The following is a 14,341-nucleotide window of genomic DNA, read 5'->3' as shown; positions in this document are numbered from 1 at the left end:
GTCGGCCGGCCGGCGCCGCACCATTCCCAGACCCTGTGGTGTGTGACATAGTACTGACGTGAGCGAGTCGCTGACCTGCGATGTCGTGGTGGTGGGAGCCGGTGTCGTCGGCGCCGCCACCGCCCTGTACGCGGCCCGCGCGGGCCTGGACACCGTCGTGGTGGACCGGGGCCCGGTGGCCGGAGGTACGACCGGAGCGGGGGAGGGGAACCTCCTCGTCTCCGACAAGGAACCCGGTCCGGAGCTCGAACTGGCCCTGCTGTCCGCCCGGCTGTGGGCCGCACTGGCCCGCGAGGGGCTGGGCGAGGCCGTCGAGTACGAGGCCAAGGGCGGTGTCGTCGTCGCCGGCACGGACCGGGCCCTGGCCGGGCTGGAGAAGCTCGCCGCAGGGCAACGGGCGGCCGGGGTCGAGGCCGTCCCGGTGCCGCCCGACCGGCTCGCCGACCTGGAGCCGTACCTGGCCCCCGGCCTCGCGGGCGGCATGCACTACCCGCAGGACGCGCAGGTGATGCCCGCCCTCGCGGCGGCGCACCTGCTGCGCGCCTCGAAGGCCCGGGTGCTCACCGGCCGGGAGGCGACCGGGGTCCTGCGCGGCCCGGGCGGCGCGGTGCGCGGCGTGCGGACGGACCGGGGCGACCTCCACGCCCCCGCGGTCGTCAACGCGGCCGGCACCTGGGGCGGTGAGGTCGCGGCCCGCGCCGGAGTCTCGCTGCCGGTGCTGCCCCGGCGGGGTTTCGTCCTGGTCACCGAACCGCTGCCGCCGCGCATCCGGCACAAGGTGTACGCCGCCGACTACGTGGCCGACGTGGCGAGCGACTCCGCGGCGCTGCATACCTCCCCGGTCGTGGAGGGCACCCCGGCCGGGCCGGTCCTCATCGGCGCCAGCCGCGAACGGGTCGGCTTCGACCGGTCGCTGTCGCTCCCGGCGGTGCGCGCGCTCGCGGCCGGGGCGACCGGGCTCTTCCCGTTCCTCGCCGGAGTGAGGGCGATGCGGACGTACGCCGGCTTCCGGCCGTATCTGCCGGACCACCTGCCCGCGGTCGGCCCCGACCCGCGGGCGCCCGGGCTCTTCCACGCCTGCGGGCACGAGGGCGCCGGCATCGGGCTCGCCACCGGCACCGGGCATCTGATCGCCCAGGCGTTGACAGGGCGCACGCCCGATCTGGACCTCGGCCCGTTCCGGCCCGACCGCTTCACCCGCTTCACGGAGGAGGCCGAGTGAACCCGCTGGAACTTGCCGGGGCCAGGCCCGGCCCCGCGTTCACGGTCACGTTCGACGGGCGGCCGGTCCAGGCGCTGCCCGGGCAGACGGTCGCCGCCGTGCTGTGGGCGGCAGGGGTGACCTCGTGGCGTGACACCCGGCGTGAGGGCCGTCCGCGCGGGGTGTTCTGCGGGATCGGCGTCTGCTTCGACTGCCTGGTGACCGTCAACGGCCGCCCCAACCAACGGGCCTGCCTGGTGCCGGTGCGGCCGGGGGACGAGATCGGCACGCAGGAGGGCACCGGCCACGGGGAGACCGGGGACGGGACGGGGCACGAGGAGGCGCGCCGTGCGGACTGACCTCGCCGTGATCGGGGCCGGACCGGCCGGCCTCGCCGCCGCCCTGGCGGCCTCCGCGCGCGGCGTACGGGTCACCGTCCTCGACGCCGCGACGCAGCCCGGCGGGCAGTTCTACCGGCAGCCCGCCGCAGGCCTCGGCGCCAGGAAACCCGAGGCGCTGCACCACGGGTGGCCGACCTGGGAGCGGCTGCGCGACGGCCTCGCCGCCAGTGCCGTACGCGTCCTGACGGACCACCACGTGTGGTGCGTGGAGCGCACGCCGGACGGCTTCACCGTGCACGCCCTGCTCGGGCCGGAGCAGGAGGAGTCCGTCGAGGTGTCCGCCGCCACCGTGCTCCTGGCCACCGGCGGCCACGAGCAGGTGCTGCCCTTCCCCGGCTGGACGCTCCCGGGCGTCGTCACGGCCGGGGGAGCCCAGGCCATGCTCAAGGGCGGGCTCGTGGTGCCGGGGCGCCGAGCGGTGGTGGCCGGCACCGGGCCGCTGCTGCTGCCCGTGGCGACCGGGCTCGCGGCAGCAGGCGTCGAGGTCGCCGCACTCGTGGAGTCCACCGGCGCCCGGCGTCTCGCCAGGCACGCCCCCGCCCTGGCGGGCAGGCTCGCCGAGGGCGCCGGACACGCCGCCGGGCTGCTGCGCCACCGCGTCCCGGTCCTCACCCGGCACACCGTCGTCCGGGCCCACGGCGACGACCGGCTGACCGGTGTCACCGTCGCCGCCCTCGACACCGACGGGCACGTCGGGCCCGGCACCGAACGGCACCTGCCCTGCGACACCCTCGCCGCGGGGCACGGCATGCTCCCGCACACCGACCTCGCCGAGAGCCTCGGCTGCCGCCTCGACGGGCTCGCCGTGGCCGTCGACACCGAGCAGCGCACGGACGTGCCCGGCGTGTGGGCGGCCGGCGAGGCCACCGGCATCGGCGGCGCCGCCCTCTCCCTGGCCGAGGGGCACATCGCGGGCTGCTCCGTCGCCGCCCACCTGCACGGCACCGCCCCCGGTCCCGCTCCCGCCGCCCTCAAGGCCCGTACGGCGCTCCGGCGGTCCGCGGCCGCCCTCGACTCCGCCTACGCGCTCCCCGCGCACTGGACCGAGCAGATCACCGACGACACCGTCGTCTGCCGCTGCGAGGAGATCACCGCCGGGGCCGTGCGCGAGGCCCTGGACCTCGGGGCGGGCGACGAACGCACCGTGAAGCTGCTCACCCGGGCCGGAATGGGCTGGTGCCAGGGCCGGATGTGCGGCACCGCGATCGCCGGGCTCGCCGGCTGCGCGCCCACCCCGGCCAAGCGTCCGTTCGCCCGTCCCGTACCGCTCGGCGTCCTCGCCCGGCAACACCCCCAGGAGGGACTGTCATGACCGACCACCACCCCTGGCGCGGCGTCCTCGTCGCCACCGCGCTCCCGCTGAACGACGACCTCTCCGTCGACTACGACAGGTACGCCGAGCACTGCGCCTGGCTCGTCGGGAACGGCTGCGACGGCGTCGTGCCCAACGGCTCCCTCGGCGAGTACCAGGTGCTCACCCCCGAGGAGCGGGCCCGCGTCGTCGAGACGGCCGTCGCCGCCATCGGCGGGGAGCGGGTGATGCCCGGCGTCGCCGCGTACGGGTCCGCCGAGGCCCGGCGCTGGGCCGAGCAGGCCGGCGAGGCCGGCTGCCGCGCGGTGATGCTGCTGCCGCCGAACGCCTACCGCGCCGACGAGCGCTCCGTCCTCGCCCACTACGCCGAGGTCGCACGGTCGGGGCTGCCGGTCGTCGCGTACAACAACCCCATCGACACCAAGGTCGACCTCGTGCCCGAGCTGCTCGCCCGGCTGCACGGCGAGGGGTACATCCGCGGCGTGAAGGAGTTCTCGGGCGACGTCCGCCGTGCTTACCGGATCGCCGAACTCGCCCCCGAACTGGACCTCCTCATCGGCGCGGACGACGTCCTGCTGGAGCTGGCCGTCGCCGGCGCCAAGGGCTGGGTGGCGGGCTACCCGAACGCGCTGCCCCGCTCCTGCGCCGAGCTGTACCGCGCCGCCGCCGTCGGCGACCTCGGCACGGCCCTGCCTCTGTACAGGCAACTGCACCCGCTGCTGCGCTGGGACTCCCAGGTGGAGTTCGTCCAGGCCATCAAGCTGTCCATGGACATCGCCGGCCGCCACGGCGGGCCCTGCCGCCCGCCCCGCGCCGCGCTGCTGCCCGGGCAGGAGGCGGCGGTCCGCGCCGCCACGGAGAAGGCCCTCGCGGCCGGACTGGGCTGAGGACCATGCGCAGCAGACTCGCCCTGCACGCCGTCGACTCGCACACCGAGGGCATGCCGACCCGCGTGATCACCGGCGGCATCGGTACCGTCCCCGGCGCCACCATGAACGAACGGCGGCTGTGGTTCCGCGAACACCGCGACGACGTCAAGCAGTTGCTGATGAACGAACCGCGCGGCCACTCCGCCATGAGCGGCGCGATCCTCCAGCCCCCGACCCGGCCCGACTGCGACTGGGGCGTCCTCTACATCGAGGTATCCGGCTATCTGCCCATGTGCGGACACGGCACCATCGGCGTGGCGACCGTCCTCGTCGAGACGGGCATGGTCGAGGTCGTGGAGCCGGTCACCACCATCCGGCTCGACACCCCGGCGGGCCCGGTCGTCGCCGAGGTGGCCGTCGAGGACGGGGCAGCCACGTCGGTCACCCTGCGGAACGTGCCCTCCTTCGTCCTCGGCCTCGACCGCGAGGCGACCCTCGCCGACGGCCGGACGGTGACGTACGACCTTGCCTTCGGCGGCAACTTCTACGCCATCCTGCCGCTGGAGCGGTTCGGCCTGCCCTTCGACCGGTCCCGCAAGGACGAGATCCTCGCGGCCGGCCTGTCCCTCATGGCCGCCGTCAACGCCGAGGGCCCGCCCGTCCACCCGCTGGACCCCTCCATCCACGGCCTCCACCACGTCTACCTGGCCGCCCCCGGCTCGACCGCCCGCCACTCCCGGCACGCCATGGCCATCCACCCCGGCTGGTTCGACCGCTCGCCCTGCGGCACCGGTACCAGCGCCCGCATGGCACAGCTGCACGCACGCGGCGAACTCCCGCTGCACACCGAGTTCGTGAACGAGTCCTTCATCGGAACCCGCTTCACCGGCCGCCTGCTCGGCACGACCGAGATCGCCGGCCACCCGGCCGTGCTGCCCAGCTTCACCGGCCGCGCCTGGATCACCGGCACCGCCCAGTACCTGCTGGACCCCGAGGACCCGTTCCCGGCGGGATTCGTCCTGTAGCCACCCTGTCAGCGCACCAGAGAGGAACCCCGACCGTCATGGCCGCGCAGCACACCCCCGCCCTGCCCGTGCTCGGCAGCAGGAAGCCCAGCCACCGGGAACGGGTCGCCGACGCGCTGCGCGCCGCCCTGATCGCGGGTGAACTGCGGCCCGGCGAGGTCTACTCGGCACCCGGCCTCGCCGGCCGCTTCGGCGTGTCCGCCACGCCCGTGCGCGAGGCCATGCTCGACCTGGCCAAGGAGGGACTCGTCGACACCGTGCCCAACAAGGGCTTCCGGGTCACCGCCGTGTCCGAGCGGCAGCTCGACGAGTACACCCACATCCGGGCGCTGATCGAGATCCCCACCACGGCGGAGCTGGCCCGCACGGCCGACCCGGTGGCCCTGGAAGCGCTCCGCCCGGTCGCCCGGGAGATCGTCACCTCCGCCGCGGCCGGTGACCTCATCGCCTACGTCGAGGCCGACCTGCGCTTCCACCTCGGCCTGCTGGCCCTCGCCGGGAACGGCCACCTCGTCGACGTCGTACGCGACCTCAGACGCCGCTCCCGGCTCTACGGTCTGACGGCCCTGGCCGAGCAGGGGCGGCTGGAGGCGTCGGCCGAGGAGCACCTGGAGATCCTGGACGCGCTGCTCGCCCGCGACGAGCAGGCCGCACGGGCTGTCATGACCCGGCACCTGGGGCACGTACGGGGCCTGTGGGCGGCACCCTGACCAGCCGGACGCCGCCGGTTCAACGGCCGTGCTTCGCCGCCTGGACCTGTTCGTACACCCGGGTCCGCAACGCGGCGAAGCGCGGGTCCACGCGCGTGTGCAGCTGGTCCCGCTCGGCCGGCAGGTCGATTGTCAGCTGCTCCTGGACGACGGTGGGGGAGGCCGACAGCACGAGCACCCGCTCGCCGAGGTACACGGCCTCGTCGATGTCGTGGGTGACGAACAGGATCGTGATCCCGCGCTCCCGCCACAACCGCCGGACGAGGTCCTCCAGTTCGGCCCGGGTCTGGGCGTCCACCGCCGCGAACGGCTCGTCCATCAGCAGCACCTCGGGCTCGTACGCCAGCGCCCGCGCGATGGCCACCCGCTGCTGCATACCGCCCGACAGCTGCCACGGGTAGGCCCCGGCGGCGTCCGCGAGCCCCACCGACGCCAGCGCGTCCGCCACCAGTGCGCGGCGCCGCTCCCTGCTCAGCCGCTTCTGCTTCAGGGGCAGTTCGACGTTCTGCCCGACCCGCAGCCACGGGAACAGGCTGCGGCCGTACTCCTGGAACACGAACGCCATGCCGGGCGGCGGCCCGTCCACCGTGCGGCCCGCGAGCCGCACCTCACCGGCCGTGGGGGCGAGCAGACCGCCGACGCACTTCAGCAGGGTGGTCTTGCCGCAGCCCGACGGCCCGACGAGACAGACCAGTTCCCCCGCCGCCACGCCGAAGGTCAGGTCGCGCACCGCCTCGGTCCGCCGCCCGGAACCCTCGTAGACCTTGTGCAGGCCCTGTACGTCGAGCATGACCCGCCCTTTCGCGAGGTTCACGGGGACCGCCGGCCGGACTCGCGCAGGCCGTGGTACCAGCCGAGCACGCGCCGCTCGGCCAGCCCGAAGAGGACCGAGAGGAGGAAACCGAGCAGACCGAGGAGCAGGATCCCGGTCCACATGTCGGGGATGGCGAAACCCCGCTGGAACTGCACGATGGTGAAGCCCAGGCCGTTGCTCGCCGCGAACATCTCGCTGATCACCATGAGGATGATCCCGATCGACAGCGCCTGCCGCAGACCCGCGAAGATCTGCGGGCTCGCCGAGCGCAGCACCACGTCCCGCAGCCGGGCCACGCCCGTGATGCCGTACGAGCGGGCCGTCTCGGCCAGCACCGGGTCGACCGCGCGGACGCCCTCGACCGTGTTGAGCAGCACCGGCCAGACGCAGCCGCTCGCGATCACCGCGATCTTCATCGTGTCGCCGATCCCGGCGAACAGCATGATGACCGGCACCAGGACCGGCGGAGGCACCGCCCGCAGGAACTCCAGCACCGGCTCGCACAGCGCCCGCACCCGCCGCCAGGAGCCGATGACGGTGCCGAGCGCCACCCCCGCGAGGGCCGCCGCGGTGTAACCCGCCGCGAGCCGCAGCACGCTGGGCAGCACGTCCCCGCGCAGCCGCTCACCCGTCCACACGTCAGGGAAGACACCGAAGACGGTCCGCAGCGGTGGCCAGTACACGTTCGTGCTGCCGGCTGACGCCGCCCACCAGACGGCCCCCAGCACCGCGGGCAGGGCGATCGCGAACACCAGCCGAAGCAGGACCCTCCCCCAAGCTCCCGGCATCGCCCGACCAGGGGGGACCCCCATCACACCGCCACCTCCCCGCGCACCGACTGGTGCCAGGCCAGCGCCCGCCGCTCCACCGCCCTCGCCCCCACGTTGATCAACAGCCCGAGCACCCCGGTCACCACGATCAGCGCGTACATCTCCGGCACCGCCTGCGAGGTCTGCGCCACCGCGATCCGCGCCCCAAGACCCGGGGCCCCGACGACCAGTTCCGCGGTGACGGCGAGGATGAGCGCCACAGCAGCGGCCAGCCGCACCCCGGTCATGACGTACGGCAGTGCCGTCGGCCACAGCACGTGCCGGATCCGGGCCCAGGTGCCCAGGCCGTACGAGCGGGCCGTCTCCTCCGCGACCGGGTCGACGTCCCGTATGCCGTACAGGACCTGGATCAGCACCTGCCAGAACGCGGCGTACACGACCAGGAGCAGGACCGAGCGCAGTTGTGTGCCGTAAAGAAGCACCGCCAGCGGGATCAGCGCGACCGACGGGATGGGCCGCAGGAACTCGATCGTCGAGGCCGTCACCTCGCGCAGATACGGCACCACGGAGATCACCACGCCCGCGACGACACCCGTGCTCACCGCGATCGCCAGGCCCAGCGCCCAGCCGGTGAGGGTGTCGCCGAGCGCCGACCAGAAGGCCACGTCGGAGAGTTCACGGCCGAGCGCGCCGGCGATGCGGCCGGCCGGCGGGAAGTGGTCCTCGCCGACCAGGCCGAGCCGCGGCACCGCCTCGCCGAGGAGGACGAACACCGCGCACCCGGCCGCGCCGAGGGCCGCGTCGGAGCGCCTCACGGCAGCAGCTCGTCCAGATCCGGCGCCTTCTCGAACAGGCCGTCGCGCTCGCCGAGTTCCGCCAGCCGCTCGATCGACGCGCGGTCCGGATCGGCCGGATAGCGCGGCAGAGTCAGCTTCTCCAGCAGGGCGGTGGGGATCTTCGTGTAGGTGGTGAGGATCTGCCGGACCTCCTCCGGGTGGCTGTCGGCGTACTTCAGCGACTCGGCGGTCGCCTCCTGGAACTTCTTCACCAGTTCCGGGTTCTTGCCGGCGAACTGCTGTGAGGTGAAGTACATGGCGACGGTGAGGTCCGGTGACACGTCGTGGAAGTTGGAGGCGATCTCCTTGCCGCCGGCGGCCTTCACGGTGGCCAGGGCGGGCTCCGGGGTGCAGGCAGCGTCGACCTGCCCGCCGTCCAGCGCGGCCGGCATCCGGTCGAAGGGCATCTCGACGAACTCCACCTTCGAGGGGTCGCCGCCGTCCTTGCGGACGGACTCCCTGATCGAGGTGTCGCAGATGTTGTTGAGGGTGTTGACCGCCGCCTTCTTGCCTTCGAGCTGCTTGGCGGAGGTGAGCGGGGAGCCCTTCCCCACGGTGATGGCGGCGAAGTCGGCGCCGCCCCTGCCCGTCGAGGCGGCACCGTTCGCCACGGCCTTGACGGGCACGTTCTTGGACCGGGCCACCAGCAGCGACGTGGTGTTGCTGAAGCCGAACTGGAACTGGCCGGACATGACTCCGGGCACGATCGCGGCCCCGCCCTGGGCCGGTACCAGCTCCAGTTCGAGGCCGCGATCGGCGTAGAAGCCCTGCTTCTCGCCCAGGTAGATGGGCGCCACGTCCAGCACGGGAACGACGCCGACCTTGACGGTGGTGGTTCCGCCGGACGGGCCGGCCGTACCCTTCCCGCCGGAGTCGGACGCGCCGCAGGCGGTGACGGAGGCCAGGACGGACAAGGCCATCAGGCCGACGAGCAGGCGACGCATGGCTCCCCCTGTGGGACCGGCTGAGGTGCTCCGACAGGCTGTGCACAGGCAGTGCGGAAGTGCTCAGCGGGAACCTAGAGCCCGTCCGGAGCCATGGTCAATGCACGTGCGGTGAAGGCTTGTTGAAACCAGCACCTTCGGGTCACAGATCCAGCACGAGCCGCCCGCCGCGACAGCGGGACACACAGATGAGCATCGTCTCGCCCGCCGCACGCTCGTCGTCGGTGAGCACCGAGTCGCGGTGGTCCGGCTCGCCGTCGAGGACGTCGGTCTCGCACGTGCCGCAGGTGCCCTCGGTGCAGGAGTACAGGACCTCCACCCCGGCGGCGCGCACGGTGTCGAGCACGGACACGTCCGGCGCGACGGTGAGCGTCCTGCCGCTGCGCGCCAGTTCCACCTCGAACGCGGTGTCGCCGCCGGTCTCCTGTTGCTTCGGCTGGAACCGTTCGACGCGCAGGACCCCGGACGGGCAGCGGGCCTCGACGGCGTCCAGCAGCGGCCCGGGGCCGCAGCAGTATACGAGCGTGCCGTCGGGCACGTCGTCCAGCACCGAGGGCAGGTCCAGCAGGCCCGTCTCGTCCTCCGGTGCGAACGTCACGCGGTCCCCGTAGCGGTCCAGTTCCTCGCCGAACGCCATGGATCCGCGGGTGCGCCCGCCGTACAGCAGCGTCCACTCGGCGCCCGCCGCCTCCGCCGCCGCCAGCATCGGCAGGATGGGTGTGATGCCGATGCCGCCGGCGACGAAGCGGTAGGAAGGGGCGGGTTCCAGGCGGAAGTTGTTCCGTGGCCCGCGCACCCGCACCTTGGCGTCCTCGCCGAGCTGCTCGTGCACATGGGCGGAGCCGCCCCGCCCGGCGGACTCGCGCAGCACCGCGATCCGCCAGGCCGACCGGTCCGCCGGGTCGCCGCACAGCGAGTACTGCCGTTCCAGGCCGGGGCCGAGCAGCACGTCGACGTGAGCGCCGGGCTCCCAGGCCGGGAGCGGCTCGCCCAGCGGATGACGCAGGGTCAGGGCGAGCACTCCCTCGGCGGCGAACTCCCTTCGCTGGACGATCAGTTCGGCCTCGAACACGGTCATGAGCCGGCCCCTCGCGGTTCGTCGTCGCTCACGTGCCCCTGTGGGTGGGCGAGCATCCACTCCCACATCTCCACCGGGTCCTGCGCGGTGTGCTCACGGCCGCAGTGGCACGTGCCGTGCAGCACGTCGGTGCCCGGCACCCAGTCGATGCGGTAGATCTCACCGGTCGGAGCCGTCACAGGACCTTCTCCACGGGCTTGTCGCCCTGCTCGACCAGCCGGGCGAGGATGCGGCGGGCGGCCAGGCCGCCGGTGTCGATGTTGATGCTCAGCTCCTGGTAGCCGGTCCGCTCGGTGCCGAGCGTCTCCTGGAGCAGGTTGAGCGCGGTCACGTCCTGCATCACGACCGTGTGGTTGTTCCCGCGCAGGAACTCGGTGACCTCGGCGTCGTCCGTGGCCCAGTCGCGCGAGACGGCCCAGAAGTCGTACACCTTGCCGTCGCCGGACGGCGTGATCGCGTACGTGATCTCGGTGTGGAAGCCGTTCGGATCGCTGCCGTCCGCCTCGGGCAGCACTCCGGCCGGGGCGATACGGCTGTGCAGCAGGTACAGGCACGGAGCGTGGTACTCGATGTCCTGCCAGCGGGTGATGCGGCCCTCGATACCGGTGGACTTCGCGTAGAAGGGCGGGCACTCGGCGTCGTCCATGTGCCGGCTCACCCGGACGATCCCGGCGCCCTCGTCGACCTCGGTGGTGATCGGCGTCTCGGCGACCTCGGGGGTGCCGATGTAACCGCCGTGCAGATACGTCTCGTGCGACAGGTCCAGGAGGTTGTCGACGAGCAGGCCGTAGTCGCAGTCGATGGGCTCCATGCCGCGCACGGTGACCCAGCCGGGGGAGTCAAGGTGCCGGGCCCGGGGGATGGTCTGCGGGTCGGCGAGCGCCGGGTCGCCGATCCACACCCAGATCAGCGAGTCCTGTTCGACGACCGGGTAGGAGGCGACCCGGGCGGTGCGCGGCACCCGTTTCTGCCCCGGCACGTACACGCAGGTGCCGGTCGTGTCGTACGTGAAGCCGTGGTAGCCGCACACGATCCGGTCCCCGTCCAGGCGCGTCGGCGCCTGGGACAGCGGGTACCGGCGGTGCACACACCGGTCGTGCAGGACGACCGGCGTGCCGTCCTCCTCCGTCCGGTAGAGCACGAGCGTCTCACCGAGGATCGTCCGGCCGAGCAACTCCCGCCCGACCTCGTGACTGTAGGCGGCGACGTACCACTGGTTCCTGGCGAAGGCGGTCATGTGAGGCATGGGCGCTGGCTCCCGTCTGTGGTCGTGCCGTCATCGTCGGGGCGGCTCTCCAGCCGTCGCAACGGCCCTTCCGTCAGACGGAAGGGCCGTTGCCGCGTCAAAGAATGAAAGCGCAACAGGATTCCCGATTTTCCCTCCTGGGGAATTCACTTATTCTGGACATATGGCAAATACAGCTGAGTTCTATGTGGTCAAGCACGGTGACAATCTCAACAAGATCGCGTCCAGGCACGGTGTGACGCTGGGCCAGATTCTCGAGTGGAATCCCCAGATCGAGAATCCGGACATCATCCACCCCGGTCAGCGCATCCGCGTGAGGGCGCCGCAGGAGCACGGGGAGTTCGAGCCGTTCCCGGGCGCCGACTTCTTCCAGTCGTCGGTGACGAGTCCGGTCATCGAGGCCATGGGGTTCCGGCTCATCGAGGAGGAGTGCTCGGCTTACGCCGCCGGGCCCGACTCGCAGTGGAGTGAGGCGGACCGGAAGTCGTACGCGATGTGGCAGCGCAAGCTCGGATTCACAGGCCGCGACGCGGACGGCACGCCGGGCCGGAAGTCCTGGGAGAGGCTTCACGTACCCGCCGTCTTCGAGTGAGTGTCATCGCGTCGGGCCGGCCGCCGCGGACCGCCTGGCGCGCACGGGCCAGGGCCCGTATCGCCTATCTCGAAGCCGAGCTGGAACACGAGAGCGGCAGACCGGCGCCGGGCGACCGGACGGCGCTCATCGAGGGAATGCGAGGCCATCTGGAAAAGGCCCGCGCGGCCGTGGACGAAGATTTCGGATGGCGGAAACTGTGGTCGGGATCGGCTGCCCGTGAGGGCGTTTGCTCGAATATCCGCAACGCCGAGGTGTTGTTGATTCAACTGGTTTCCGACGAAGAAGCCTCGGGCCGCGTCAGTGAGGTCATGGCGCTGGTCAAGGACCATCTGGACGCGGACGACCCGCGGCGGGTCCGGCTCGCTCTGCGACTGCGCCCCATCATCTCCGGCGACGTCAGCGCGAGCGACCGGGACCTCATGAGCCGGGCGCTCGACGCCGCCTACTGCAGCCTGGACGACGAACTGGCCCGGGTCCGCAGCCTGCGCAACATCCTCTGGGCCGCGACGGTCCTCGTGGTGATCGGGGTGGTGAACCTGGCCCTCTACGGATGGTTCTCGCCCAGTTCGCTGAGCTTGTGCTTCTCACCGCAGGGCGGCTCCGGGAGCACGGTCACCGTCGTGTGCCCCACCGCCGAGTACCACAACCAGCCGGCCGACACGGACCCGAGCAGGCTGGCCGGAGCGACGGACATCCTCACCGTGGCGATCGCCGGACTCGCCGGTGCCGCCCTCACCGTCATCGCGTCGCTGCGCCGCATCCGGGGCACCGACTCCCCGTACATGCTGCCCCTGGCGTCGGCGGTGCTGAAGCTGCCCACCGGTGCCCTGTCCGCCTTCCTCGGGCTGCTGCTGATCCGGGGCGCCTTCGTCCCCGGACTGAGCGACCTCGACAGCAGGGCGCAGGTCCTCGCCTGGGCCGCGGCCTTCGGCGCCGCACAGCACCTGGTCACGCGTCTCGTCGACGACCGGGCCCAGATGACGCTGTCGGAGGTGGGCCGGACCACCGACGCCGTGATCAACCCCGAGCGGGTCGCCGTCCGGGAGGGACCGCCGGCGTCCGCCCCCGGGTCGCCCAACGGCGCGGGCCCGCACGACGAACCGCACGGGCCCGACGGAGACGGCGAACCGGTCCCCGGCGGCGGGCCGTCTCACCGCCGCAGCGGCGCGTGAGCCGTCTCCGGCAACCGCAGGTACACCACCGACGACACCAGGCAGATCACCGCGACGTACCAGGGGAACAGCCCCGCGTGCCCCTGCTCCTTGAACAACGTGCCCACGTACGGGGCCGTGCCGCCGAACAGGGCCACCGTCAGGGAGTAGGGGAAGCCGATGCCCGCCGCGCGGACCCGGGGTGGGAAGATCTCCGCGTTCACGGCCGCGCTGATCGAGGTGAACCCGGTCAGCAGCACCATGCCCGCGCACTGTACGAGCAGCAGCACGGCGAACGAGTCCCGCAGGGTGTGCAGCAGCGGCACGGCCAGCAGCGCGAAGCCCAGGCCGAAGAAGAGCAGCAGGGGGCGGCGGCCGTAGCGGTCCGAGAGCAGGCCGCCGAGCGGTTGCAACAGCGCGAAGAAGCCCAGTGAGATCGTGCCCGCGAGCAGCGCGTCCGACTTCTCCATGCCGGCGTTGAGTTCGGCGTACGTCGGCAGGTACGACGTCCACGTGTAGTACGCGATCGTGCCGCCCGCCGTGATGCCGCCGATGAGGAGCGACTCGCGCGGATGCCGGCGCAGCGCCTCGAACAGGCCCGGGCGCGGCGCCCGCTGCTGCTCGGCGCTGCGGGTCTCCTGCGCGCCCTGCCGGATCCAGAAGCCGACCAGGCTCAGCACCGCCCCTAGCACGAACGGCACCCGCCAGCCCCAGCCGTTCATCTGCCCGTCGTCCAGCGTGCCCACCAGCAGGGCCGCGATGCCGGACGCGGCCAGCTGCCCCACCGTCGTCGACACGTACTGGAAGCTGGAGAACAGCCCGCGCCGGCCGGGGCCCGCCGACTCCACCAGGAACGTGGTCGAGGCCGCGAACTCGCCGCCCACGGACAGACCTTGCAGCAGCCGCGCGAGGACCAGGATCACCGGCGCGAGCACACCCACCGTGGCGTACGTCGGAGTGAGCCCGACGAGCAGGCTGCTGCCGCCCATCAGCAGGATGGTGACCGTGAGGGCGGCCCGCCGTCCGTGCCGGTCCGCGACCGCGCCCATCAGCAGCCCGCCCACCGGCCGCATGAAGAAGCCGACCGCGAACACCGCGAACGTGGACAGCAGCGGCACCAGCGAGTTGTCCGCGCTCTTCGGGAAGACCTGGTCGGCGATGTAGGTGGCCAGAAACGTGTAGGCGTACCAGTCGTACCACTCCACCGCGTTGCCCACGGAGGCGGCGAGGAGCTGGCGAACGGGCCGTTGTGTCGGCGGGGAGGCCGTCTGCGTCTCTATCACGCCCCCACCCTCCCCTGAGAACGCCCCGGCACACCTGGCGTACCGGCGACTTTCACACGAGTGTCACCGGCCCCTTCCTTGTCGTTTGGTGTCCCTGAAACACTCC

General features: G+C 72.5%; 15 protein-coding genes and 2 pseudogenes. 9 read left to right on the top strand and 8 right to left on the bottom strand.

Going from position 1 to position 14,341, the window contains the following annotated elements; genetic code table 11:
- The first annotated feature begins 58 nt into the window (after positions 1-58).
- Genes AB0E85_RS11305 through AB0E85_RS11280 form a run of 6 tightly spaced genes read left to right on the top strand, consistent with a single transcriptional unit; the run spans position 59 to position 5,518 of the window.
- On the top strand, positions 59-1,222 hold the full coding sequence (locus AB0E85_RS11305; RefSeq protein ID WP_361924961.1) for an FAD-binding oxidoreductase: 1,164 nt from the start codon (positions 59-61) through the stop codon (positions 1,220-1,222).
- Positions 1,219-1,560 carry a (2Fe-2S)-binding protein gene (locus AB0E85_RS11300; RefSeq protein ID WP_361924959.1) on the top strand — a complete coding sequence of 114 codons (342 nt, stop codon included), beginning with the start codon at positions 1,219-1,221 and terminating at the stop codon, positions 1,558-1,560. The genes AB0E85_RS11305 and AB0E85_RS11300 overlap by 4 nt, the downstream gene beginning before the upstream one ends.
- Positions 1,550-2,914, top strand: coding sequence for an NAD(P)/FAD-dependent oxidoreductase (locus tag AB0E85_RS11295; RefSeq protein ID WP_361924957.1), 1,365 nt, complete (start codon positions 1,550-1,552; stop codon positions 2,912-2,914). The genes AB0E85_RS11300 and AB0E85_RS11295 overlap by 11 nt, the downstream gene beginning before the upstream one ends.
- Positions 2,911-3,801 (top strand): dihydrodipicolinate synthase family protein, encoded by an 891-nt coding sequence (locus AB0E85_RS11290; RefSeq protein ID WP_361924955.1) that lies wholly within the window; start codon positions 2,911-2,913, stop codon positions 3,799-3,801. The genes AB0E85_RS11295 and AB0E85_RS11290 overlap by 4 nt, the downstream gene beginning before the upstream one ends.
- 5 nt (positions 3,802-3,806) lie before the next feature.
- The gene (locus AB0E85_RS11285) at positions 3,807-4,808 is read left to right on the top strand and encodes a proline racemase family protein (RefSeq protein WP_361924953.1); all 1,002 of its coding nucleotides are present in this window, start codon (positions 3,807-3,809) and stop codon (positions 4,806-4,808) included.
- A 38-nt stretch (positions 4,809-4,846) separates the two neighbouring features.
- Positions 4,847-5,518, top strand: a complete 672-nt coding sequence (locus AB0E85_RS11280; protein ID WP_361924951.1) for a GntR family transcriptional regulator — start codon at positions 4,847-4,849, stop codon at positions 5,516-5,518.
- 19 nt (positions 5,519-5,537) lie between these two features.
- Here the strand turns inward: AB0E85_RS11280 and AB0E85_RS11275 are convergent, their stop codons facing one another.
- From AB0E85_RS11275 to AB0E85_RS11245, 7 genes are all read right to left on the bottom strand, one after another.
- Positions 5,538-6,308 carry an ABC transporter ATP-binding protein gene (locus tag AB0E85_RS11275; RefSeq protein ID WP_361924949.1) on the bottom strand — a complete coding sequence of 257 codons (771 nt, stop codon included), beginning with the start codon at positions 6,306-6,308 and terminating at the stop codon, positions 5,538-5,540.
- A 20-nt stretch (positions 6,309-6,328) separates the two neighbouring features.
- The gene (locus tag AB0E85_RS11270; protein ID WP_361924947.1) at positions 6,329-7,120 is read right to left on the bottom strand and encodes an ABC transporter permease subunit; all 792 of its coding nucleotides are present in this window, start codon (positions 7,118-7,120) and stop codon (positions 6,329-6,331) included.
- Between the two features lie 23 nt (positions 7,121-7,143).
- Positions 7,144-7,917, bottom strand: coding sequence for an ABC transporter permease (locus AB0E85_RS11265; RefSeq protein ID WP_361924945.1), 774 nt, complete (start codon positions 7,915-7,917; stop codon positions 7,144-7,146).
- Positions 7,914-8,882 (bottom strand): ABC transporter substrate-binding protein, encoded by a 969-nt coding sequence (locus AB0E85_RS11260; RefSeq protein WP_361924942.1) that lies wholly within the window; start codon positions 8,880-8,882, stop codon positions 7,914-7,916. Before AB0E85_RS11260 ends, AB0E85_RS11265 begins: the two co-directional genes overlap by 4 nt.
- A gap of 142 nt (positions 8,883-9,024) precedes the next feature.
- A complete protein-coding gene (locus tag AB0E85_RS11255; protein ID WP_361924940.1) occupies positions 9,025-9,960 on the bottom strand; it encodes a PDR/VanB family oxidoreductase in 936 nt (311 codons plus the stop codon).
- A complete protein-coding gene (locus AB0E85_RS11250) occupies positions 9,957-10,139 on the bottom strand; it encodes a hypothetical protein (RefSeq protein ID WP_033307662.1) in 183 nt (60 codons plus the stop codon). The genes AB0E85_RS11255 and AB0E85_RS11250 overlap by 4 nt, the downstream gene beginning before the upstream one ends.
- Complete coding sequence (locus AB0E85_RS11245) at positions 10,136-11,206, bottom strand: aromatic ring-hydroxylating dioxygenase subunit alpha (RefSeq protein ID WP_361924937.1); 1,071 nt, start codon at positions 11,204-11,206, stop codon at positions 10,136-10,138. The genes AB0E85_RS11250 and AB0E85_RS11245 overlap by 4 nt, the downstream gene beginning before the upstream one ends.
- Here AB0E85_RS11245 and AB0E85_RS11240 point away from each other — a divergent pair.
- From AB0E85_RS11240 to AB0E85_RS11230, 3 genes and pseudogenes are all read left to right on the top strand, one after another.
- A pseudogene (locus tag AB0E85_RS11240) lies at positions 11,205-11,510 on the top strand (LysM domain-containing protein); the annotation flags it as partial. The gene AB0E85_RS11245 and the pseudogene AB0E85_RS11240 overlap by 2 nt on opposite strands.
- A gap of 36 nt (positions 11,511-11,546) precedes the next feature.
- A pseudogene (locus AB0E85_RS11235) lies at positions 11,547-11,798 on the top strand (peptidoglycan-binding protein); the annotation flags it as partial.
- 311 nt (positions 11,799-12,109) lie between these two features.
- A complete protein-coding gene (locus AB0E85_RS11230) occupies positions 12,110-12,973 on the top strand; it encodes a hypothetical protein (RefSeq protein WP_361924935.1) in 864 nt (287 codons plus the stop codon).
- Here the strand turns inward: AB0E85_RS11230 and AB0E85_RS11225 are convergent.
- Positions 12,952-14,235: an MFS transporter gene (locus AB0E85_RS11225; protein ID WP_361924933.1), complete on the bottom strand. Its 1,284-nt coding sequence runs from the start codon at positions 14,233-14,235 to the stop codon at positions 12,952-12,954. The genes AB0E85_RS11230 and AB0E85_RS11225 overlap by 22 nt on opposite strands.
- Between the last annotated feature and the right edge of the window lie 106 nt (positions 14,236-14,341).

This window comes from Streptomyces sp. NPDC029044 (assembly GCF_040637495.1).
In the GTDB taxonomy this organism is placed as follows: domain Bacteria; phylum Actinomycetota; class Actinomycetes; order Streptomycetales; family Streptomycetaceae; genus Streptomyces.
The sequence above is the reverse complement of the archived record's forward strand: the minus strand, read 5'-3'. Positions and strand labels throughout refer to the sequence as shown.